Raw genomic sequence first — 21,607 nt, forward strand, 5'->3', positions numbered from 1 at the left:
ATCCGGCATCCCTCCTGCGCGCCGGGACCGATCCTCGCGGATCAGGCCGCGGCGTCGGCCTGCTTGAACGGGAAGCCGAGGTGGCGCAGGAGCGCGCGGCCCTCGTCGTCCGTCTTCGCGGTCGTCACCACGGTGATGTCGAAGCCGCGGACGCGGTCGATCTTGTCCTGGTCGATCTCGTGGAACACGCTCTGCTCCTGGAGACCGAAGGTGTAGTTGCCGTTGCCGTCGAACTGGTCGCCCGACAGGCCGCGGAAGTCGCGGATGCGGGGCAGTGCGAGGTTCACCAGGCGGTCGAGGAACTCCCACGCGCGGTCGCCACGGAGGGTGACGTGCGCGCCGATGGCCTGACCCTCGCGCAGCTTGAACTGCGCGATCGACTTGCGGGCCTTGGTGACGATCGGCTTCTGACCGGTGATCTTGGTGAGGTCGTCGACCGCACCATCGATCACCTTGCTGTCACGAGCCGCCTCACCGACACCGGTGTTGACGACGACCTTCACGACACCGGGGATCTGCATGACGTTCGCGTAGCCGAACTGCTCCTGCAGAGCCTTCTTGATCTCGTTGTTGTACTTCGCCTTCAGGCGGGGCTGGATCTTGCCAGCACCCGCGGCGTCAGTCGCTGCCATCAGAGGTCCTTACCTGACTTCTTCGCGTAGCGCACGCGAACCGTGCGCTTCACGCCGTCCTTGACCTGCTCCTCGACGCGGTGACCGACGCGGGTCGGCTTCTTGGTCGAGGGGTCGACGACGGCGACGTTGGAGATGTGGATCGGGGCCTCGACGGTCTCGATGCCACCGGTCTTGGTGCCGCGCTGGGTCTGGCCGACACGGGTGTGGCGGGTGACGTAGTTCACGCCCTCCACGACGACGCGGTTCTGCTCGACGAGGACCTCGAGGACCTTGCCCTGCTTTCCGCGGTCGCCGCCCTTGTCCTGCTTGCGGCCCGTGATGACCTGAACCAGGTCACCCTTCTTGATGTTCGCCATGATCAGATGACCTCCGGGGCGAGCGAGACGATCTTCATGAACTTCTTGTCACGAAGCTCACGGCCGACCGGCCCGAAGATGCGGGTGCCGCGGGGCTCCCCGTCGTTCTTCAGGATGACGGCGGCGTTCTCGTCGAACTTGATGTACGAGCCGTCGGGACGGCGCGTGGACTTGACGGTGCGGACGATGACGGCCTTGACCACATCGCCCTTCTTGACGTTGCCGCCCGGGATCGCGTCCTTGACCGTCGCGACGATGGTGTCGCCCAGACCCGCGTAGCGGCGGCGCGAGCCACCGAGGATGCGGATGGTGAGCAGTTCCTTCGCGCCGGTGTTGTCGGCGACCTTGAGGCGGGACTCCTGCTGAATCACTTGGCCTTCTCCAGAATCTCAACCAGGCGCCAGCGCTTCGTGGCGCTCAGCGGCCGGGTCTCGTTGATGAGGACCAGGTCGCCGATGCCGGCGGTGTTGTTCTCGTCGTGCGCCTTGACCTTCGAGGTCACGCGGATGACCTTGCCGTAAAGCGGGTGCTTCACGCGGTCCTCGACCTCGACGACGATGGTCTTGTCCATCTTGTCGCTGACGACGTATCCACGGCGAGCCTTGCGGTAACCGCGGGCTCCTGCGTCGCGCACGTCGTGCTCGGCGTGCTGGACAGCCTCCGCTGCCTTCTTCTCAGCCATTACTCGGCCTCCTCCTTCGGCGCGTCAGCCTCTTCGGACTTCTTCGCCTTCGCCTTGGACGCCTTCTTGGCCGGAGCCTCGACCGGGGCCGGCGTCGCGCGGATGCCGAGCTCCCGCTCACGGATCACGGTGTAGAGGCGCGCGATGTCGCGCTTGACGGCGCGGATGCGGCCGTGGCTCTCCAGCTGGCCGGTGGCCGACTGGAAACGGAGGTTGAACAGCTCCTCCTTGGCCTTGCGCAGCTCCTCGACGAGGCGCTGGTCTTCGAACGTGTCGAGCTCGGCGGGTGCGAGCTCCTTGGTGCCGATCGCCATTACGCGTCGCCCTCCTCGCGCTTGATGATGCGTGCCTTGAGCGGCAGCTTGTGAATGGCCCGGGTGAGCGCCTCGCGTGCGAGCTGCTCGTTCACGCCCGCGACCTCGAAGAGGACGCGGCCCGGCTTGACGTTGGCGACCCACCACTCCGGCGAACCCTTACCGGAACCCATGCGGGTCTCGGCAGGCTTCTTGGTGAGCGGACGGTCGGGGTAGATGTTGATCCACACCTTTCCACCACGCTTGATGTGACGGGTCATCGCGATACGAGCGGACTCGATCTGACGGTTGGTCACGTAGGCGGGGGTCAGAGCCTGGATGCCGAACTCGCCGAAGGAGACCTTCGTGCCGCCGGTCGCCTGGCCCGAACGCTTCGGGTGGTGCTGCTTGCGGTACTTGACCTTGCGAGGGATGAGCATTATGCCGACGCTCCTTCTGCGACAGGTGCCTCGCTGCGCGGGCCACGGCGGCGGTCGCCACCACGGTCGCGCGACGACTTCTGGTTCGCCTGCTCGCGTGCGAGTTCCTTGTTGGTGAGGTCGCCCTTGTAGATCCAGACCTTCACGCCGATGCGGCCGAAGGTGGTCTTGGCCTCGTAGAAGCCGTAGTCGATGTTCGCGCGCAGCGTGTGCAGCGGCACACGACCCTCGCGGTAGAACTCCGAGCGGCTCATCTCCGCGCCGCCGAGGCGGCCGGAGACCTGGATGCGGATGCCCTTGGCGCCGGCGCGCTGCGCGCCCTGCAGACCCTTGCGCATCGCACGGCGGAACGCCACGCGAGCAGAGAGCTGCTCGGCGATGCCCTGTGCGACGAGCTGAGCGTCGGCCTCGGGGTTCTTGACCTCGAGGATGTTCAGCTGGATCTGCTTGCCGGTGAGCTTCTCGAGGTCACCGCGGATGCGCTCCGCCTCGGCGCCGCGGCGGCCGATGACGATGCCAGGACGTGCGGTGTGGATGTCCACACGCACGCGGTCGCGGGTGCGCTCGATCTCGATGCCCGAGACACCGGCGCGGTCGAGCTGCGTCTGCAGCAGGCGACGGATCTTGATGTCCTCGGCGACGTAGTCGGCGTAACGCTGGCCCGGCTTGGTCGAGTCCGAGAACCAACGCGACACGTGGTCCGTGGTGATGCCGAGACGGAAGCCGTACGGGTTGACTTTCTGGCCCATTACTTGCTCGCCTTCTTCGTCGTGGCCGCGGGAGCCGCGTCAGCGGCCTCGGGCGTGGCCAGCACGACCGTGATGTGGCTCGTGCGCTTCTTGATCTGGAACGCGCGGCCCTGAGCGCGGGGCTGGAAACGCTTCAGCGTCGTGCCCTCGTCGACGTACGCGTTCTTCACGTACAGGTCCTGCTCGTCCAGGAACTCGCCGTCGCGATCCGCCTTGACCTGTGCGTTCGCCATGGCGGCGTGCACGAGCTTGTAGATCGGCTCGCTTGCGCCCTGAGCGGCGAACTTCAGAATGGCCAGTGCCTCCTGCGCCTGCTTGCCCTTGATGAGGGCGACGACACGACGAGCCTTCTGAGGGGTCACGCGGATGTGCTTGACGCGTGCGATGGATTCCACCATTGTTCTCCTCCTCTGCTTCTCTCCAGAGTGTCGCCGCGTCAGCGGCGACGACCCTTCTTGTCGTCCTTCTCGTGGCCGCGGAAGGTGCGGGTGGGCGCGAACTCGCCCAGCTTGTGGCCGACCATGGTCTCGGTCACGAACACAGGGATGTGCTTGCGACCGTCGTGCACGGCGATGGTGTGACCCAGCATGGCCGGGATGATCATCGAACGGCGTGACCAGGTCTTGATGACGTTCTTCGTGCCTGCCTCGTTCTGCACGACCACCTTGCGAAGCAGGTGCTCGTCGACGAAGGGGCCCTTCTTAAGACTGCGTGGCATCTTCCTCTACTCCTACTTGCGCTTCTTGCCGGCGTTACGGCGACGCACGATGTACTTGTCGCTTTCCTTGTTGGCGTGGCGGGTGCGACCCTCAGCCTGGCCCCACGGGGAGACGGGGTGACGTCCACCGGACGTCTTGCCCTCACCACCACCGTGCGGGTGGTCGACCGGGTTCATGGCGACACCGCGGACGGTCGGGCGGACGCCCTTCCAGCGCTTGCGGCCGGCCTTGCCCCAGTTGATGTTCGACTGCTCGGCGTTGCCGACCTCGCCGATCGTCGCACGGCAGCGCGCGTCGACGTTGCGGATCTCGCCCGAGGGCAGACGCAGCTGAGCGTAGGGGCCGTCCTTCGCGACCAGGCGCACCGAGGCGCCGGCCGAACGGGCCATCTTCGCTCCGCCGCCGGGACGCAACTCGATCGCGTGGATCACGGTACCGGTGGGGATGTTCTTCAGCGGCAGGTTGTTGCCCGGCTTGATGTCAGCGCCGGCACCCGACTCGATGACGTCGCCCTGCTTCAGCTTGTTCGGCGCGAGGATGTAACGCTTCTCGCCGTCGAAGTAGTGCAGCAGCGCGATGCGCGCGGTGCGGTTGGGGTCGTACTCGATGTGAGCGACCTTGGCGTTGATGCCGTCCTTGTCATTGCGACGGAAGTCGATGACGCGGTACTGGCGCTTGTGTCCACCACCGATGTGGCGGGTGGTGATGCGGCCCTGGTTGTTGCGGCCACCGGTCTTCGACAGGGGGCGCAGCAGCGACTTCTCAGGCGTCGATCGGGTGATCTCGGCGAAGTCGGCCACCGACGAACCGCGGCGACCCGGGGTCGTGGGCTTGTACTTGCGAATAGCCATTATCTGTCCTTATCCCCCGGTCAGCCGACGGCCGTGAAGATGTCGATGGAACCCGACTTCAGCGCGACGATGGCGCGCTTGGTGTCCTTGCGCTTGCCGGTGCCGAAGCGGGTGCGGCGGGCCTTGCCGACGCGGTTGATCGTGTTGACCGAAGCCACCTTGACACCGAAGATCTTCTCGATGGCGAGCTTGATCTCGGTCTTCGAAGCGCGCGGGTCGACGAGGAAGGTGTACTTGCCCTCGTCGATCAGCCCGTAGCTCTTCTCGGAGACGACCGGGCCCAGGATGATGTCGCGCGGGTCCTTGTTCAGGGCCGTCGCGAGGATGTTCTGCTCAGTCATGCCGAGACCTCCTCGGTTGCGCCGGTCTTCGAGGCGATGAACGCCTCGAGCGCGGCCTTGGTGAAGACGATGTCGTCGGAGACGAGCACGTCGTAGGCGTTCAGCTGGTCGAAGCTGAGCACGTGCACGTTCGGCAGGTTGCGAACGCTCTTCACGGTCAGCTCGTCAGCGCGCTCGATCACGATGAGCACGTTCTTCGGACCGGCGACGGCGGCGAGCAGGCTCGCTGCGGTCTTGGTCGAAGGGGTGCTGTCGGCGACGAAGGCCTCGACGGCGTGCAGGCGCTCACCGCGGAAGCGGTCGCTGAGCGCGCCCAGCAGGGCGGCGGCGATCATCTTCTTGGGGGTGCGCTGCGCGTAGTCGCGCGGCTTCGGGCCGTGGACGATGCCACCACCGGTCATGTGCGGCGCGCGGATCGAACCCTGACGGGCGTTACCCGTGCCCTTCTGCTTGAAGGGCTTGCGGCCGGCACCGGAGACCTCACCGCGACGCTTGGTCGAGTGGGTGCCCTGGCGTGCCGCGGCGAGCTGCGCGACGACGACCTGGTGGATCAGGGGGACGTTGGTCTTGACGTCGAAGATCGCGGCGGGCAGCTCGACCGAGCCGGCCTTCTTGCCGTCGACCGACACGACGTCGAGCGCGAGAGTGGAGTCAGCCATGGTCAGGCACCCTTCACTGCGTTGCGGACGAAGACGATGCGGCCACGAGCACCGGGGACGGCGCCCTTGACGAGCAGAAGTCCCTTCTCGGCGTCGATGGAGTGCACCGTGAGGTTGAGGACGGTCACGCGCTCGCCACCCATACGGCCGGCCATGCGCATGCCCTTGAACACGCGGCTCGGGGTCGACGATGCGCCGATCGAACCGGGCTTGCGGTGGTTGCGGTGTGCACCGTGCGATGCCGAGACGCCCTTGAAGTTGTGGCGCTTCATGACACCCGCGGTGCCCTTGCCCTTGCTGGTGCCGACGACGTCGATCAGCTGACCGGCCTCGAAGGTGCCGTCGACCGTGAGCTCCTGGCCCAGCGCGTAGTCAGCGGCATCCGCGGTGCGGATCTCGGTGACGTGACGGCGCGGCGTGACGCCGGCGGCCTCGAAGTGTGCGGTCAGGGGCTTGGTGACCTTGCGGGGGTCGATCTGGCCGTAAGCGATCTGAACGGCGTTGTAGCCGTCCTTCTCGGGGGTGCGAACCTGGGTGACCACGTTCGGAGCCAGCTCGATGACGGTCACGGGGATGAGCTTCCCGTTCTCGTTCCACACCTGGGTCATGCCGAGCTTGGTGCCGAGCATGCCCTTGGAGATCTTTGCGTTGATGTCAGCCATGTCGAACCTCAGAGCTTGATCTCGATGTTGACGTCGGCCGGAAGGTCGAGACGCATCAGCGAGTCGACAGCCTTCGGCGTCGGGTCGACGATGTCGATCAGACGCTTGTGGGTGCGCATCTCGAAGTGCTCGCGGCTGTCCTTGTACTTGTGGGGCGAACGGATCACGGCGATCACGTTCTTCTCCGTCGGAAGCGGCACCGGGCCGACGACAGTCGCGCCCGCACGGGTCACGGTGTCGACGATCTTGCGCGCCGACGTGTCGATGACCTCGTGGTCATACGACTTCAGGCGAATGCGGATCTTCTGTCCCGCCATTGTCTGCTCTCTCTCTTCAAGCGTCTTACCGTCCTGGGCCGGGTGACCCTGGGGCATTGGACGCACGTCGGCGCTGTTCACGCCTCGGCACTCGAGCGGTTCGGAGAACCGTTCTGCTGCACCACTGTTCTGCTGTCAGCCCGCACGCCGGAGCACGCGGATGCCGACTCCTGCCGCGCAGGCACGACAGGACCCCCGTGAGGAGGTGTCGGATTGTGTGTTCTGCTGTCCGCGGCCTAGAACCCTGCACGCCTCCCGGAGGAGCATGCCGCCTATGCACTGTCGTGACAGTGATCCCGCGCATCACGCAGAGCGCAGGAATGTGGAACCTGTCTATTCTGCCATGCCGGATTCACGTACTGCAAACCCGGGCGTGTCGCGCGTCGTTCCGCGGATCTCCAGACGCGGGACGGGGCATCCCCATGCCCCGTCCCGCGCTATGGGGTGTCCGGTGGGAGGGGGGAGCACCGGACAGGGCCGACCGGCAAGAAGGGATGCCGGACGACCGTCCATGGGCCCGGCCGATCGGCCGCGCGGACATGGTGATGCATCGGCGGCATTCCCGCACACGGAGTACGTCGCGTCCCCAAATGAATCCCCATTCATGCGGGCGCTTCCCCAGCGCCCTGTGTCGCACAGACCCCCAGGCGACGCTCACAGTCTAGGGGCAGAACGCGTCCACGGTGAAGTTCGTTTTTCGCGGCATCCGATGCGTGGCGCGTCGGGCAGGCAGAAGGGCGGTGCACCTGCGCGGTGCACCGCCCTTCGACGTCTGCGCGTCGGCGACTACTCGTTGCCGAGCGACCGGTCGGCGTTGTCGCGGATCTCGTCGATCTTGTCGGACGCGCCCGGGGCGATCTTCTTCGCGAAGTCCGCGACGCCGTCGAGCACCCTGTCGCTGATGTCCTCCGCCTGCTCGCTCTTGACGGCCTCCGCGATCTTGTCCTTGTTCTCCTCGTAGAGATCCTTGCCCTTGTTGACCATGTCGTCGATGCCCATGGGGCCTCCCCTGTCGTCGTCACGCAGTTCTCTGCGCTCGTTCCTTTTCTACGCGATCCGCCGAGAAGTAGAAAGGGCGCGTCATGCACGCGCGTTTCTGACTTCTCGATGCCCGAGGCGGATGCGGAGGCGCGACGCAGGGGGCGGATGCCGAGGGGCGGAGCCGGGTCAACGACAGAGGGGCCGGACCCGCAGGTCCGACCCCTCTGTGTGCAGCAGTGCTTACTCGACGACCTTGGTCACCGTGCCGGCGCCGACGGTGCGGCCACCCTCACGGATCGCGAAGCCGAGGCCCTCCTCCATGGCGATCGGCTGGATCAGCTCGACCGACATGTCGGTGGTGTCGCCGGGCATGACCATCTCGGTGCCCTCGGGCAGCGAGATGACGCCGGTGACGTCGGTGGTGCGGAAGTAGAACTGCGGGCGGTAGTTCGTGTAGAAGGGGTTGTGACGGCCACCCTCGTCCTTGGACAGGATGTACGCGGTGCCCTCGAACTTCGTGTGCGGGGTGATCGAACCCGGCTTCACGACGACCTGGCCGCGCTCGACGTCCTCGCGCTTGGTGCCGCGGAGGAGAAGACCGCAGTTCTCGCCGGCCCATGCCTCGTCGAGCTGCTTGTGGAACATCTCGATACCGGTGACCGTGGTCTTCTGCGTCGGGCGGATGCCGACGATCTCGACCTCGGAGTTGATGGCGAGGGTGCCGCGCTCGGCGCGGCCCGTGACGACGGTGCCACGACCGGTGATCGTGAAGACGTCCTCGATCGGCATCAGGAACGGCTTGTCACGGTCGCGCTCCGGGTCCGGCACGGAGTCGTCGACGGCCTGCATGAGCTCGAGGATCGCGTCGACCCACTTCTGCTCGCCCTCGAGGGCCTTCAGAGCCGAGACGCGCACGACCGGAGCGTCGTCGCCGGGGAAGCCCTGCGACGAGAGCAGCTCGCGGACCTCGAGCTCGACGAGCTCCAGGATCTCCTCGTCGTCGACCATGTCGCTCTTGTTCAGCGCGACGAGCAGGTAGGGAACGCCGACCTGCTTGGCGAGCAGCACGTGCTCACGGGTCTGAGCCATCGGGCCGTCGGTGGCGGCGACCACGAGGATCGCGCCGTCCATCTGAGCGGCACCGGTGATCATGTTCTTGACGTAGTCGGCGTGGCCGGGGGCGTCGACGTGAGCGTAGTGACGCTTCGGGGTCTCGTACTCGATGTGCGAGATGTTGATCGTGATACCGCGCTGACGCTCTTCGGGCGCCGAGTCGATCGAGGCGAAGTCACGCTGGACGTTGGTGTCCGACGGGTAGGTGTCGGCGAGCACCTTCGAGATCGCCGCCGACAGCGTGGTCTTGCCGTGGTCGACGTGCCCGATGGTACCGATGTTGACGTGCGGCTTGGTCCGCTCGAACTTGGCCTTGGCCACTGGGTCCTCCTCAGGACGATCGTGTAGAGATTCCGGGCACTGGATTGCGACCGGTTCGCTACGGGATAGGTTCTCAGTTTAGTAGAGAGTGAATGTGAAGTTGTGGGGTGTCCCGGATGCCGCCGGCGAGACGACTCCGCCTGCCCGCGGCATCCGGGATGAAGGGCTTACTCGCCCTTGGTCTTCTGGACGATCTCGTCGGCCACGGCGCGCGGGACCTCGGCGTAGCTGTCGAACTCCATCGAGTAGACCGCACGGCCCGAGGTCTTCGAGCGCAGGTCGCCGATGTAGCCGAACATCTCGGACAGCGGGACCGACGCGCGCACGACCTTGACGCCCTGTGCGTCCTCCATCGACTGGATCTGCCCGCGACGCGAGTTCAGGTCGCCGATGACGTCGCCCATGTACTCCTCGGGAGTACGGACCTCGACGGCCATCAGCGGCTCGAGCAGCACCGGGTTCGCACGGCGCACGGCCTCCTTGAAGCCCATGGAGCCGGCGATCTTGAACGCCATCTCCGAGGAGTCGACATCGTGCGCTGCGCCGTCGACGATGGTCGCCTTGACGCCGACCATCGGGTAGCCGGCGAGCACGCCGACGTTCATCGCGTCCTGGAATCCAGCGTCGATCGAGCCGATGTACTCGCGCGGGATACGGCCACCGGTGACGGCGTTCTCGAACTCGTAGGTCTTCTCGCCATCCAGCTCGAGCGGCTCGATGTTGAACTGGATCTTCGCGAACTGACCCGAACCACCGGTCTGCTTCTTGTGCGTGTAGTCGTGCTTCTCGACGGCCTTGCGGATCGTCTCGCGGTACGCGACCTGCGGCTTTCCGACGTTGGCCTCGACCTTGAACTCGCGCTTCATGCGGTCCACGAGGATGTCGAGGTGCAGCTCGCCCATGCCCTTGATGGTCGTCTGACCGGTCTCGGGGTTGAGCTCGGTGCGGAAGGTCGGGTCCTCTTCGGCCAGCTTCTGGATCGCGGTGCCCAGCTTCTCCTGGTCGGCCTTGGTCTTCGGCTCGATGGCGACCTCGATGACCGGCTCGGGGAACGTCATCGATTCGAGGACGACCGGGGCGGCCGGGTCGGCGAGGGTGTCACCGGTGGTGGTGTCCTTCAGGCCGATCACGGCGTAGATGTTGCCCGCGGTCAGCGAGTCGACCGGGTTCTCCTTGTTGGCGTGCATCTGGAAGATCTTTCCGATGCGCTCCTTCTTGCCCTTGGTCGAGTTGACCACGGCCGAGCCGGAGTCGAGGTGACCCGAGTACACGCGCACGTAGGTCAGGCGACCGAAGAACGGGTGCACGGCGACCTTGAACGCGAGCGCCGAGAACGGGTCGTTGGCGTCGGGGTGACGCTCGATGACCTTCTCCTCGTCCTTCGGGTCGTGAGCCTCGATGGCGCCCACGTCGAGGGGGTTCGGCAGGTAGTCGACGACGGCGTCCAGCATCGGCTGCACACCGCGGTTCTTGAACGCCGAGCCGCAGAGCACCGGGTAGATCTCGTTCGCGACCACGAGCTTGCGGATCGCGCCCTTGATCTCGGGGATGGTGAGCTCCTCGCCGCCGAAGAACTTCTCGAGCAGCGCGTCGTCGGTCTCGGCGACGGTCTCGAGGAGCTGCTGGCGGTACTCCTCGGCCTTGTCCTTGAGGTCGGCGGGGATGTCCTGCACCTCGTACGAGGCGCCCATCGTCACGTCACCCTTGGCATCGCCGGGCCACACCAGGGCGCGCATCTCGATGAGGTCGACGACGCCGACGAAGTCGTTCTCGGCACCGATCGGCAGCTGCAGCACGAGCGGCTTCGCGCCGAGGCGGTTCACGATGGTGTCGACGGTGTAGTAGAAGTCGGCGCCCAGCTTGTCCATCTTGTTGACGAAGCAGATGCGGGGCACGTTGTACTTGTCGGCCTGGCGCCACACGGTCTCGGACTGGGGCTCGACGCCCTCCTTGCCGTCGAAGACGGCGACCGCACCGTCAAGCACGCGGAGCGAACGCTCCACCTCGACCGTGAAGTCGACGTGGCCGGGGGTGTCGATGATGTTGATCTGGTTCTTGTTCCAGAAGCAGGTCACGGCGGCCGACGTGATCGTGATGCCGCGCTCCTTCTCCTGCTCCATCCAGTCGGTCGTCGAAGCGCCGTCGTGGGTCTCGCCGAGCTTGTGGTTCACACCCGTGTAGAACAGGATGCGCTCGGTGGTGGTGGTCTTGCCGGCATCGATGTGCGCCATGATGCCGATGTTGCGGACCTTGCTCAGGTCGGTGAGCACTTCTTGTGCCACGGGGGTTCCTCCGGGATGGTTCAGGAACGATCAGAGTGTGTGGGAGCGGATGCCGCGGGTGGCGGCATCCGCTCTGCCCATTACCAGCGGTAGTGAGCGAAGGCGCGGTTCGACTCGGCCATCTTGTGGGTGTCCTCGCGGCGCTTGACCGCGGCACCCAGGCCGTTCGACGCGTCGAGGATCTCGTTCTGCAGGCGCTCGGTCATCGTCTTCTCACGACGACCCTTCGCGTAGCTGACCAGCCAGCGCAGCGCGAGGGTGTTCGCGCGGTGCGGCTTGACCTCGACCGGCACCTGGTAGGTCGAGCCGCCGACGCGGCGGCTGCGGACCTCGAGGGTGGGGCGCACGTTGTCGAGCGCCTTCTTGAGCGTGGCGACGGCGTCCTGGCCGTTCTTCGCCTCGACGCCGCGGAGGGCGCCGTAGACGATCGACTCGGCGAGCGACTTCTTGCCGTCGACGAGGATCTTGTTCACCAGCGAGGTGACGATCGGAGCGCCGTAGACCGGGTCGTTGACGACGGGGCGCTTCGGGGCGGGTCCCTTACGAGGCATCTAACTCAACCCTTCTTCGCGCCGTAGCGGGAACGAGCCTGCTTGCGGTTCTTGACGGCCTGGGTGTCGAGCGCACCACGGACGATCTTGTAGCGGACACCGGGGAGGTCCTTCACACGACCGCCGCGCACGAGCACCAGCGAGTGCTCCTGCAGGTTGTGGCCCTCACCGGGGATGTAGGCGGTGACCTCGGTGCCGTTGCGGAGCTTCACACGGGCGACCTTGCGCATCGCCGAGTTCGGCTTCTTCGGGGTGGTGGTGTACACACGGGTGCACACGCCGGCCTGCTGAGGGTTCGACTTCAGGGCGGGTGCCTTGGTCTTGGCGACCTTGGGCGAACGTCCCTTGCGAACCAACTGCTGAATAGTTGGCACGTTCTCTCCTAATAGCGCTGCACGGTGACAGCCTGATGGGTTTCACATCATGACCCACCGGCACAGCGGAACCGCTGTGCCTTTGGTGTGGTGGGTATGCCGTGGGGGCGGAACCGGCGGTGCCGGCGCCCAGCGAGCGCACACGGTCGTGCGCACACCCGATCAAGTGTAATGCCGCGTAACCGTGGCGGTCAAATGAAAGCGGCGGATGCTGTGCTACGCGGCATCCGCCCGCCGGTCACGGCGTGTCCGGATCGAACGGGGAGTCCAGTGCCTCGCTGAGTTCGCTCAGCATCGCCTCGATCTGCGGCTCCACGTACTGCGAGATGGCGGCCTGCACGCTCAGCCGGTGCCGCAGCAGCAGTCCGCAGATCTCTCGACCGACCAGGTTGGCGTATTCGTCGGCGAGGGCGACCTCCTGCCGCAGGGCCGCCTTCTCGTCCTCGCTCAGCGGCGGAAGCGGCGGAAGCGCCGCGACCGCCTCGTCGGCCATGCCTGCGACGGTGAACAGGAACGGTGCCCCCGGCACCGGGTCGGGGTCGAGCGGCATCCCCTCGTACTCCGGATCGAGCCCCTCGGCCGGCCGATACGCGCGAGCCCTGTTGCGTGCCGCCTGCTGGTCGAGTTCGGCCTGCAGCATCGGCAGGTTCCGCGCGGTGTACTCCGCGACGGCGTGATCGACGATCGTCTTGATGCGGGTCGACAGGCCGTGCTGCACGCCGTGCGGCACGTTCGCGCCGATGCCCGCCGCAGACAGGATCGGCGAGCCGAGGCAGCGGCGGCAGGGTGCGACCCTTCCGCGGTGGGTGGCCGGCTCCCAGCGGGGCACCCAGCGCAGCCAGGCCTCGACGGCCTGGCTCACCTGCGTCTCCAGCGAGCGCTCCACGCATACAGCGTACGGCCGCGGAGCCCGCGCAGTCTGCAGGGCGCCGCCGTTGCGTCACTCCTCGTCGGTGCGCTCCCACGGCCAGTGCGGGGCGGAGGCGCTGGTCCGACGCAGCGCGATCGCGATCCACGCGCCGGCGACGGCGGTGATCAGCAGCACGAGACTGGCCCCGCTCACGACGAGCTGCGACGCCGCCGCCGCCGCATGCACGAGGCCCACGCCGGTAACGAGCGCGCCCAGCCACACCACCGCCAGGTGCACGAGCGCCGCCGCGAGCCCGATGATCAGGACCGGCCGGAACGACGGATGCGGCTGCGAGAGCACCGGTCGCAGCACCGCGGCGAACAGCAGGACGGCGGCGGCCATCCCGCTGATCCCCGGCCACACGCTGAGCCCTGGCACCGAGACGATGTCGACGTCGGCGAAGTAACTGAGCATGCCAAGCCCGAGGATCGCCAGCGACAGGAAGCACGCGGCGCCGATGACCAGGGCCAGGACGGCCGAGACCCCCGCCGGCTGATCGCCGCGGGGGTCTCGGATGGTCATGTCGTCACTCTACGCTCCGCGCAGAGCGGCGGGCGGCTCAGCGCAGAGCGGCGGGCCCTGCTTCGAGCGTGCGCTCGTATTCCGCCTGCGCCTCGGCGTTCAGCACCTTCTTGCGTGCGCCGCTGCGCGCGACCCATGCGCCGAACCAGATGGTCAGCTCGCGCCCGAAGATGAAGGCGGCGATCGCGAGCGGCGCGAGCAGCTGCTCGTTGACGAGCTCTGCCGACTCGCTGGCGGTGACACGCCAGAACGGCTCCTGGAAGAGCTGTCCGAGGATGTGGCCACCATAGGCGGCGGCGCCGACGAGCAGGCCGAAGATGACCCATTTGCCCCAGCGTCCGCGGTTGATGAACGCACCGAGCAGCCAGAACGCCAGGAAGAACACGACCACGGGCACCCAGAACGACCAGGTGGTCAGCGGTGCGAGGGCAGCGTCGCCGATGTTCTCGCCGGTGACGTCTCCGGCGAGGGCGCCGAAGCCGAGGATCGCGCCGAGATAGAGGATGCCGAAGGCGACGGCCGCCACGAGGCCGATGGCGCCGGCCGCACCGCGATTGCCGAGTTCCCGCGGCGGCTCGGGCGCCTGCACGAAGATCGGCTGCGGCGCGGCGACGACGGTCGGCTCGGCCGGCACGACGCGGGTCTCGGCCGCGGCATCGGGGGCTCCGTAGGCGGTATCCGCCACGTTCGGCTCGTGCTCCGCAGGCCGGTCGTACTCGGCAGAGCGCTCGTACTGCGCGAAGCGATCTTCATCCGCGACCGACGCGGCCCGGGTCGCCGCGGCCGCGGTCGTCACGGGCGCGTCATCGGCCGCGGGCGCCTGGCGGGTGGCGGTGTCGTCTGCGGCATCCGAACCGCCGAAGGTACCGGGGTGCTCGCGCTCGGCAGCTTCGAACGCGGCCAGATCGGCGTCGTGGTCGGCTGCGGCGCGGTCGTCGACCGGGTTGCTTGCGGCGGGCGATTCTTCGGTCGCGGGTGCGTCGACGGCCGGCTCGTCGGTGCCGGGAACATCGGCTCGGGCCGCGGCGGCGGCGTCGAGACCCTCGTTGGCGCTGCCCACGACGTGGTCGACGTCGTGCGGCTGCTCGTTCTTGGGAACCTCGGGGTCGCTCATGGGGTCGCCTCTCCTGAATGGGTGCACAGTGAGGGTAACGCCCGCGTGAACCCCGGCGAGGGAGGCTTGCCGACGTGTCGCCGGGATGCTAGCGGCGAGTCGGGTCTCAGCGGGGCACCGTTCCGTCCAGGAGAACGCCGATCACGGTGAGCACACCCGGCCCCGCGGGCAGCGAGAGCCACAGCAGCGCACCCACCACGGCGGCGCACAGGACGCCGACGATCCAGCTGATCGCCGGGCTGCGCCCGCCCACTCGTGCCCTCATGACACCGAGGGTAAGCCAGCCCGCGCGCCGTGACGGTCAGGCACGTGTCGTGTCGAGCGGAGTGCGCCCGCGCAGGCGCCAGAGAAGCCAGAGCCCGGAGACCGGGACCAGTACGAAGCCGACGAGGATGGCGGAGTGCCAGCCCATCAGACCGACGTCGTACCACGTCGGCACGAGAGGGTTCGCGCCCGGCGCGGCGAACTCGCCGGATCCCCCGCCGCTTTCGGCCGCAACCGCTGCCGACAACACGGAAGCCGCGATCACCAGCGCGATCGTCACGAAGGGCAGCAGCACGGCGACGAGCTTCTCCCACGTTCGCCACATCGCGCTCATGAGCACCATCACCACGCCGGCGAACCAGCCGACGATCGGCACGACGAACCCGCCGGCGCCCAGCGTGATCGCGGCGGCGATGGCGAATCCGCGCGTCCGGGTCAGCGGCACGCGCGGCGCCTGTGAACCGGGCACGGCCACCGGCGTCGCCTGCCCCGCGGCATCCATCACCTCACGGGCGATCTGCTCCGGATCGCCGAGCTGCGCGATGCGCGCCTGCGCGGCATCCGACTCGAGGCTCGAGAGCTCCTCGGCGATCCCGGCGCGGATGTCCGAGGCGATCCCGTGCGGCACGTCGCGCAGGGCGGCATCGAGTCGGGTGAGGTATTCGGCGGCTGCGGTGATCATGATCGTTCCTCTCCCACGAGCGATGAGACGGTTCGGGCGAACGGCTGCCACTGCGACCGGAACTGCGCGAGCTGTGCTGTTCCGGCATCCGTGAGCAGGTAGTACCGGCGCACCGGCCCCGCCTCCGACGGCTGATCGAACGTGGTCACCCATCCGTTGTCGCGTAGCCGCCCGAGCAGCGGATACAGGGTGCCGATGCTGGCGATCAGCCCGGTTGCGGTGAGCGCGTCGGCGAGCTGCCAGCCGTACATCGGCTCGCGCGCGAGCAGGCCGAGCACGCAGTACTCGACCACCCCTTTGCGCATCTGCGCTCCGACGTCGACTGCCATGCATGACAAGCTACCGTGTCATGCAAGATACGACAAGTGACGGCAGTCGGCTCCTGCGAGCCGCCCGTCATCCGGCCGCCGACGAGCCGAACTGCCACGCGGTGACGTGCACCGTCACCCCGGGGACGATGTCGAGCCTCATGTCCCAGCTCAGCCGGGCTTCGCCCGGGCGCACCGCGACCCAGACGGTGCTCGCGACGAGCTGCCCGTGCATGGAGTTCGCGTCCCAGCCGATGGCGGCGAAAGCGCTGTCTCCGGGCTGCAGGGTGAGGGACTCCGGTCCGGGATCCTGCGCCATGAACGAGCCGCCGTGATCGATCGCCACGTCGAGCAGGTGACCGTTCTGGTCGCCGTAGGCGACATCCGGATACCCGTCGAGCGTGCACGACGCGTCCGAGGTGTTCACCAGCTGGAGCACCTGCCCGCGATGGCCCGTGGCAGCGTCCGGCGGCGGCGTCATGATCGTGGTCGTCCGAGCGGTGCAGGCGCCATCGGCCGAGGGTCCGTCTGCCGGCGCCGCGCTCGGAACCGGCACTCCAGGGGCGTCGGGATCGGCCGGAGCCGCGCCGTCGGGGTCCACGGCAGCCTCGGCCTGCGCCTGGTCCACACGCAGCTGCTGCTGCGTAGCGTCATGGCCCGCCTCCGCTGCGATCGGTAGCGCGATCAGCGACGCGGCCGCGATCAGCGCGACCACGAACCATGGCGAGCGCCCTGGCGGGGCATCCGCTGCGCGCCGCGAGTCCCCAGGCTCACGCGCGACGAGCGCAGGGATCCAACCGAGGGTCACCGCCCACCAGGCGGTGACCTGGGTGGCGCCCATCGTGCGCAGCGCACCGCGGACGCCGAAGTCGCCCAGCCAGGCGAAGAAGCTGCCCAGATCGAGCGCGGCGCCGATTCCGAAGCCGATGAGCACGGCGGTGATCCACCCGGTGGCGAATGTCGTCCGGCCGCCGCGTGCGAACCAGAAGGAGATGAGCGCGAAGCCGGTCACGACTGCGATCACCGTCAGGCACTGCACGAGCACCGCCCATGCGGGTGGCGATCCGAAGACGCCCCTGGCCATCGGCGACGGCACCAGTTCGCCCAGCGTCGCGATGCTCCCTCCGGCGCGCAGCATCCCGAACGAGATCCAACCGCACGCGATCCACAGCACGGCGAGCACGGCTCCCCCGGCAAGACGTCGTCTCATCGCTCCCCCTCCGGTGGGAGTCTCTCACGCGCACCGCCGCAGCCGCAGGACGCGGAGTCAGGCGGCGGGCATGCGCACGCCGGGCAGACTCCAAGCCGCGAAAGCGGGGCCGTCGGCGGCGAGCGCCACCGCGCCGTCGGATGCCACCGCGAGCGTGGCATCACCGTACAGCGCCTGTGCTCGCTCGGCGCAGGGCAGGGCGCCGGGCGTCAACTCGGCATCCGCTCCCCCGCGTGTCGCGAGCACGAGCACGCTCTCGTCCGCTCCCTCGCGCACGAACACGACGGTCTCCTCGTCGACGTGCAGCCAACGAAGGCTGCCGGAGCCGAGCACGGGATGGGCGCGGCGCAACCCGACCAGCTCGCGGTACATCGCGAGATGCTCGGCCAACTCCGGCTCGGTCTGCCGCGACCACGGCATCGGGGTGCGGCTGGACTCGCCGTCGGCGCCCGTCAGTCCGAACTCGTCGCCGGCGAACACCACCGGCACACCCGGCAGCGTCATCGACAGACCGACCGCCACGGGCACGGCGCCCGGCGCGGCGTTGGTGGCGAAGCGGCCGGTGTCGTGGGTGTCAAGCGGCTGCATGTTGCCGAGCCGGACACGCCACGGGATGCCGGAGGTGAACCGCGTGACGGCATCCACGAACTCGCGCGCCGTGTAACGCGGGATGCCTCCGATCGGCTGCCCGAAGAACCAGGGCTCCGTCCGCTCCTCGCCTTCGGCGGTGAGGTAGGGCTCTCCGGTCGGCTCGCTGAGCCATCCCCACAGCGGGCGGGTGAAGGAGGGGTAGGTCATCGCCCCGTGCCAGCCGTCGCCCTGCAGGTCACTGACGGCGTCGTTGGTCGATTCGCCCAGCAGGATCGCGTCGGAATTGATGCGCAGCATCGTCTCGCGCAGAAGCCGGCGGACGTCGGCGTTGAGGTCGACCTCGCCCAGCCTGCCCGTCATGTTCGCCACGTCGATGCGCCACCCGTCGATCGCGTACGGCGGCTTCAGCCATTTCGCCACGACCGAGTCGTCGCCGGTGATGAAGCGCTCGCGCAGCGCCTCGGACGCCCAGTCGAACTTCGGCAGCGTCGGCGTGCCCAGCCACGACTCGTATCGCGTGTTCTCCGCATCCGTGAAGTAGTAGTAGCTCTCGGTCTCGGCTCCGGGGTTGCCGAGCGCCTGCCGGAACCACTCGTGCCGGTCGCCGGAGTGATTGCTGGTGAGATCGCCGATCACCCGGATGCCGCGGGCGTGCGCCTGCTCGATCAGCCGGATGTACGCCTCGTCGCCGCCGAGGAGCGGGTCGATCGAATCGAAGCCGGCGGCGTCGTAGCGGTGGTTGGATGCCGCGGGGAAGACGGGCGTCAGATAGAGCAGGTTCACGCCGAGGTCGACGAGGTGATCGAGACGCTCGATGATGCCGGGGATGTCGCCGCCGTAGTACTGCTGCGTGCGGCCTGGCATGACGGGGTCGACCGGGTCGTCCCACGCGGCCGGGATCGCCCACTCGGGGGTCGGATGCTGATCGGCCTCGGCTGACCGCGCGAACCGGTCGGGGAACACCTGGTACATCACCGCATCCCGCAGCCACGCCGGCGGCGCCGGGTTCGCGACCAGCGCGAAGTCCTCGGCATCGAGGGTCTCCAGCGTGTGGATGCCTGCCTGGTTGAGCCATTCCACCCGACCGTCCTCGTGCACGAGGACGAAGCGGTAGCCGTGGCGCGGGTTGCGGACGGTGACCGGCGCCTGCCACCAGTCCCAGCCGTCGGCCGACCCGATGAGCGCGGCATCCGTCCACTCCGGCTCGTGATCCGGGTTGGACCGTGTGCGCACGGCGGCGAGCGGGCCGTAGCCGGCGGGCACGCGCAGCCGCACGGTCACGGTCTCGCCGAGCACGGGAGCGTCGTTCGAGACGTAAAGCCCCGAGCCGTCGTGATGGGGAAACAGAACGGACATGTCCGGCCTTTCGTGAGGTCGGCGGTGCACCCGCCGCGCGTCGACGTGGTTGCACGGCCACGGCCATGACAGAGCCCTTGGATTGTTCTTCTGTGGGGAAGTCTGGCACGCTTCGGCCACGACGCGTCCGATGCTGCTCGCTACACTGGCCTGCATGGCTGACTCTTCGTTCGACATCGTTTCCAAGGTGGATCACCAGGAGGCCGACAACGCCCTCAACCAGGCCCGCAAGGAGGTCGAGCAGCGCTACGACTTCAAGGGCACGGGGGCATCGATCGCCTGGAGCGGTGAGCAGATCGTGATCACCGCGAACTCCGAGGAGCGCGCCAAGGCCGTGCTCGACGTGTTCCAGTCGAAGCTCATCAAGCGCGGCATCTCGCTGAAGAGCCTGGAGTCGGGCGATCCCGTCGCCAGCGGCAAGGAGTACCGCATCGTCTCGACGCTCAAGGACGGCATCTCGAGCGAGAACGCGAAGAAGATCGGCAAGATCATCCGCGACGAGGGTCCGAAAGGCGTGAAGAGCCAGATCCAGGGCGATGAGCTGCGCGTGCAATCGAAGAGCCGCGACGACCTGCAGGCCGTGATCGCCCTGCTCAAGGGCAGCGATCTCGACATCGACCTTCAGTTCATCAACTACCGCTAGCGCCGGCGCGGAGCAGGAGCCGTCGTCGGCTTCCGTGCACGACACCACCAACGCGGTCAGCCCGTCGGGGTCTCCGTCGGCTCCGGCGACGGCACCGGCGACGCTTCCTCGTCGTCGGCCTCTTCCTGCGCCTTCTCGTCCTGCTTCCGCTCCTCTTCTGCGGCCTTCTCGGCGTCCTTCTGCGCCTTCTCCGCATCCCGCCGAGCCTTCTCCGCCGCCTTCTCGGCGGCCTTCTCCGCTTTCTCGGCCGCCTTCTGCTGCTCCTTCGACTCGCCCTTGCCGTCGTCGACCGGCTGCACGGCCGTGTCGCCCGGCACGGCGCCGTCGTCCACCGTCTCGGCATCCGTCGGGGCAGTGGATGACGGATCCGGTGCGACGGACTGCTCGGTCACGGGCGTGACGGCGGGATCCGGGGATGGCGCCCCGGCGATCCCCGCCGCCCAGACGCCCACGGCGATCGCGATGGCCGCCGCCGCGGTGAGCCACCCTCCGACCATGGTCCTGCGCCGCCGACGCGAGGCATCGGACGCTCCTCCTCCGGCGCCGGTGGTCACGGCAGGGAGGGGACGCGTGCGTCTCGTGTCCGACATGGGGGACGCCGCGGCTGCCGTCGACGCCGCGAGCGCTGCCGCGGGCACGGTCGATGCCGTGGCGGATGCCGGCGCCGCGAGCGCTGCTTCAGGCACGGTCGGTTCCGCGGCGGAGGCCGAGAGAGCGCCGGCCCGCCCGCCGCCGGCCCCCGACGCGAGTTCGGAAGCCGCGAGGGCGACCTCCGCGGCGGTGGGCCGCCGTTCCGGTTCGATGCTGGTCATTCGCGTCAGCAGATGAGTCCAGGCCGGCCCGACCGACTCCGGAATGACGGGAGGGCTGCTGAGCCGGGCCAGTGCAGCGCCGACGCCTTCCGCCTGGGGATACGCGCGGGCACCCGTGAGCGCCTCGAGCAGCACGAGCCCGAGGGAGTAGATGTCCGCGGCCGGCGACGGCTGTGCGCCCCGCACCTGCTCCGGTGCCAGGTACGCCGCCGTGCCGATCACGATGCCCGGCGCCGTCACTCGCGCCGTGTCGAGCAGCCACGCGATCCCGAAGTCCGCCAGCTTGGCCCGGCAGCGCCCGCCGGGCAGCTGCGACGGCGACAGCAGCACATTCGACGGCTTGATGTCTCGATGCACCACGCCCGCACTGTGGACGACGTGGAGCGCCTCGGCGAGATCCGCGGCGATGTGCGCGAGCTCGTCGGCGGGCATCGCCCCCTGCGCCAGCCGGTCGCTCAGGGTGGGGCCGTCGACGAACTCCATGACCATGTACTCGGGCTGGCCGGGAACGAGGCGCGCGTCGAACAGCGTCACGAGCGACGGGTGGTTGAGCGAGGCGAGCACGGTCGTCTCGCTGCGTGCTCGCTCCGGCGTCGTCGTGCTGTCGACCGTCGGGCGGATCATCTTGATGGCCACCGTGCGGCCGAGGATGATGTCCTCGCCGCGGTACACGCGGGCCATGCCGCCTTCGCCCACGCATTCTCCGAGGCGGTATCGGCCGTCCAGCATCGCCTCTGTCGGAGGCGGGTCCTCCGGTGTCATCGCAGTCCTTCCCGTCGACCGCATCTCCGAAACCGGGCGATTCCCGGGAACCGGGCGACGGTGCTCCACGTTATGCCGAGATCACCGTGGTGGCAGCGGCCTTGACA

The 21,607-nt window shown here is 68.1% G+C and carries 29 protein-coding genes; 1 reads left to right on the forward strand and 28 read right to left on the reverse strand.

Annotation, left to right across the window (positions count from 1 at the left end):
- Positions 1-41 precede the first annotated feature (41 nt).
- The 27 genes from rplE to ACFWH5_RS01080 form a co-directional block, all read right to left on the reverse strand.
- Complete coding sequence (rplE, locus tag ACFWH5_RS00950) at positions 42-632, reverse strand: 50S ribosomal protein L5 (RefSeq protein WP_378830736.1); 591 nt, start codon at positions 630-632, stop codon at positions 42-44.
- Entirely contained in the window at positions 632-991 is a 360-nt protein-coding gene (gene rplX / locus ACFWH5_RS00955; protein ID WP_337332222.1) for a 50S ribosomal protein L24, read from the reverse strand. The genes rplE and rplX overlap by 1 nt, the downstream gene beginning before the upstream one ends.
- Positions 992-993: 2 nt before the next feature.
- Complete coding sequence (rplN, locus tag ACFWH5_RS00960) at positions 994-1,362, reverse strand: 50S ribosomal protein L14 (RefSeq protein ID WP_378830739.1); 369 nt, start codon at positions 1,360-1,362, stop codon at positions 994-996.
- The gene (gene rpsQ, locus ACFWH5_RS00965) at positions 1,359-1,673 is read right to left on the reverse strand and encodes a 30S ribosomal protein S17 (protein WP_378830741.1); all 315 of its coding nucleotides are present in this window, start codon (positions 1,671-1,673) and stop codon (positions 1,359-1,361) included. The genes rplN and rpsQ overlap by 4 nt, the downstream gene beginning before the upstream one ends.
- Positions 1,673-1,987, reverse strand: coding sequence for a 50S ribosomal protein L29 (rpmC, locus tag ACFWH5_RS00970; RefSeq protein WP_378830743.1), 315 nt, complete (start codon positions 1,985-1,987; stop codon positions 1,673-1,675). The genes rpsQ and rpmC overlap by 1 nt, the downstream gene beginning before the upstream one ends.
- Positions 1,987-2,406: a 50S ribosomal protein L16 gene (gene rplP / locus ACFWH5_RS00975; RefSeq protein WP_099194600.1), complete on the reverse strand. Its 420-nt coding sequence runs from the start codon at positions 2,404-2,406 to the stop codon at positions 1,987-1,989. The genes rpmC and rplP overlap by 1 nt, the downstream gene beginning before the upstream one ends.
- Positions 2,406-3,155, reverse strand: a complete 750-nt coding sequence (gene rpsC / locus ACFWH5_RS00980; RefSeq protein ID WP_378830746.1) for a 30S ribosomal protein S3 — start codon at positions 3,153-3,155, stop codon at positions 2,406-2,408. The genes rplP and rpsC overlap by 1 nt, the downstream gene beginning before the upstream one ends.
- A complete protein-coding gene (gene rplV, locus ACFWH5_RS00985; RefSeq protein WP_378830748.1) occupies positions 3,155-3,553 on the reverse strand; it encodes a 50S ribosomal protein L22 in 399 nt (132 codons plus the stop codon). Before rplV ends, rpsC begins: the two co-directional genes overlap by 1 nt.
- A 38-nt stretch (positions 3,554-3,591) precedes the next feature.
- The gene (gene rpsS / locus ACFWH5_RS00990; protein ID WP_120229702.1) at positions 3,592-3,873 is read right to left on the reverse strand and encodes a 30S ribosomal protein S19; all 282 of its coding nucleotides are present in this window, start codon (positions 3,871-3,873) and stop codon (positions 3,592-3,594) included.
- A gap of 12 nt (positions 3,874-3,885) precedes the next feature.
- Complete coding sequence (gene rplB, locus ACFWH5_RS00995; protein ID WP_204974447.1) at positions 3,886-4,725, reverse strand: 50S ribosomal protein L2; 840 nt, start codon at positions 4,723-4,725, stop codon at positions 3,886-3,888.
- A 20-nt stretch (positions 4,726-4,745) separates the two neighbouring features.
- Positions 4,746-5,066 carry a 50S ribosomal protein L23 gene (rplW, locus tag ACFWH5_RS01000; RefSeq protein ID WP_285637097.1) on the reverse strand — a complete coding sequence of 107 codons (321 nt, stop codon included), beginning with the start codon at positions 5,064-5,066 and terminating at the stop codon, positions 4,746-4,748.
- Entirely contained in the window at positions 5,063-5,725 is a 663-nt protein-coding gene (gene rplD, locus ACFWH5_RS01005) for a 50S ribosomal protein L4 (RefSeq protein ID WP_378830752.1), read from the reverse strand. The genes rplW and rplD overlap by 4 nt, the downstream gene beginning before the upstream one ends.
- Positions 5,726-5,727: 2 nt before the next feature.
- A complete protein-coding gene (gene rplC / locus ACFWH5_RS01010; protein ID WP_378830754.1) occupies positions 5,728-6,387 on the reverse strand; it encodes a 50S ribosomal protein L3 in 660 nt (219 codons plus the stop codon).
- An 8-nt stretch (positions 6,388-6,395) separates the two neighbouring features.
- Complete coding sequence (rpsJ, locus tag ACFWH5_RS01015; RefSeq protein ID WP_193596815.1) at positions 6,396-6,704, reverse strand: 30S ribosomal protein S10; 309 nt, start codon at positions 6,702-6,704, stop codon at positions 6,396-6,398.
- 786 nt (positions 6,705-7,490) lie between these two features.
- Positions 7,491-7,703: a hypothetical protein gene (locus tag ACFWH5_RS01020; RefSeq protein ID WP_378830756.1), complete on the reverse strand. Its 213-nt coding sequence runs from the start codon at positions 7,701-7,703 to the stop codon at positions 7,491-7,493.
- A 222-nt stretch (positions 7,704-7,925) separates the two neighbouring features.
- Positions 7,926-9,119, reverse strand: coding sequence for an elongation factor Tu (gene tuf, locus ACFWH5_RS01025; RefSeq protein WP_378830758.1), 1,194 nt, complete (start codon positions 9,117-9,119; stop codon positions 7,926-7,928).
- Between the two features lie 167 nt (positions 9,120-9,286).
- The gene (fusA, locus tag ACFWH5_RS01030; RefSeq protein WP_378830760.1) at positions 9,287-11,401 is read right to left on the reverse strand and encodes an elongation factor G; all 2,115 of its coding nucleotides are present in this window, start codon (positions 11,399-11,401) and stop codon (positions 9,287-9,289) included.
- An 80-nt stretch (positions 11,402-11,481) separates the two neighbouring features.
- On the reverse strand, positions 11,482-11,952 hold the full coding sequence (gene rpsG, locus ACFWH5_RS01035; RefSeq protein ID WP_017201608.1) for a 30S ribosomal protein S7: 471 nt from the start codon (positions 11,950-11,952) through the stop codon (positions 11,482-11,484).
- Between the two features lie 5 nt (positions 11,953-11,957).
- Positions 11,958-12,326 (reverse strand): 30S ribosomal protein S12, encoded by a 369-nt coding sequence (rpsL, locus tag ACFWH5_RS01040; protein WP_091703622.1) that lies wholly within the window; start codon positions 12,324-12,326, stop codon positions 11,958-11,960.
- 238 nt (positions 12,327-12,564) lie between these two features.
- Positions 12,565-13,212: a spermidine/putrescine ABC transporter substrate-binding protein gene (locus tag ACFWH5_RS01045; RefSeq protein WP_378830764.1), complete on the reverse strand. Its 648-nt coding sequence runs from the start codon at positions 13,210-13,212 to the stop codon at positions 12,565-12,567.
- Positions 13,213-13,266: 54 nt separating this feature from the next.
- Positions 13,267-13,758, reverse strand: a complete 492-nt coding sequence (locus tag ACFWH5_RS01050; protein ID WP_378830766.1) for a hypothetical protein — start codon at positions 13,756-13,758, stop codon at positions 13,267-13,269.
- 37 nt (positions 13,759-13,795) lie between these two features.
- A complete protein-coding gene (locus tag ACFWH5_RS01055) occupies positions 13,796-14,872 on the reverse strand; it encodes an ABC transporter (protein ID WP_378830768.1) in 1,077 nt (358 codons plus the stop codon).
- A gap of 106 nt (positions 14,873-14,978) precedes the next feature.
- Entirely contained in the window at positions 14,979-15,137 is a 159-nt protein-coding gene (locus tag ACFWH5_RS01060; protein WP_378830770.1) for a hypothetical protein, read from the reverse strand.
- Between the two features lie 36 nt (positions 15,138-15,173).
- Positions 15,174-15,818: an HAAS signaling domain-containing protein gene (locus ACFWH5_RS01065; protein WP_378830773.1), complete on the reverse strand. Its 645-nt coding sequence runs from the start codon at positions 15,816-15,818 to the stop codon at positions 15,174-15,176.
- Positions 15,815-16,147 carry a PadR family transcriptional regulator gene (locus ACFWH5_RS01070; protein WP_378830775.1) on the reverse strand — a complete coding sequence of 111 codons (333 nt, stop codon included), beginning with the start codon at positions 16,145-16,147 and terminating at the stop codon, positions 15,815-15,817. Before ACFWH5_RS01070 ends, ACFWH5_RS01065 begins: the two co-directional genes overlap by 4 nt.
- Positions 16,148-16,214: 67 nt before the next feature.
- Positions 16,215-17,336 (reverse strand): DUF4232 domain-containing protein, encoded by a 1,122-nt coding sequence (locus ACFWH5_RS01075; protein WP_378830777.1) that lies wholly within the window; start codon positions 17,334-17,336, stop codon positions 16,215-16,217.
- A 57-nt stretch (positions 17,337-17,393) separates the two neighbouring features.
- On the reverse strand, positions 17,394-19,283 hold the full coding sequence (locus ACFWH5_RS01080) for a glycoside hydrolase family 13 protein (protein WP_378830780.1): 1,890 nt from the start codon (positions 19,281-19,283) through the stop codon (positions 17,394-17,396).
- A gap of 154 nt (positions 19,284-19,437) precedes the next feature.
- Between ACFWH5_RS01080 and ACFWH5_RS01085 the strand changes: the two genes are divergently transcribed.
- Complete coding sequence (locus tag ACFWH5_RS01085; protein WP_378830782.1) at positions 19,438-19,926, forward strand: YajQ family cyclic di-GMP-binding protein; 489 nt, start codon at positions 19,438-19,440, stop codon at positions 19,924-19,926.
- 56 nt (positions 19,927-19,982) lie between these two features.
- Here the strand turns inward: ACFWH5_RS01085 and ACFWH5_RS01090 are convergent, their stop codons facing one another.
- Complete coding sequence (locus ACFWH5_RS01090) at positions 19,983-21,419, reverse strand: serine/threonine-protein kinase (protein ID WP_378830785.1); 1,437 nt, start codon at positions 21,417-21,419, stop codon at positions 19,983-19,985.
- Between the last annotated feature and the right edge of the window lie 188 nt (positions 21,420-21,607).

Source organism: Microbacterium sp. NPDC058345 (assembly GCF_042723855.1).
Classification (GTDB): Bacteria; Actinomycetota; Actinomycetes; order Actinomycetales; family Microbacteriaceae; genus Microbacterium.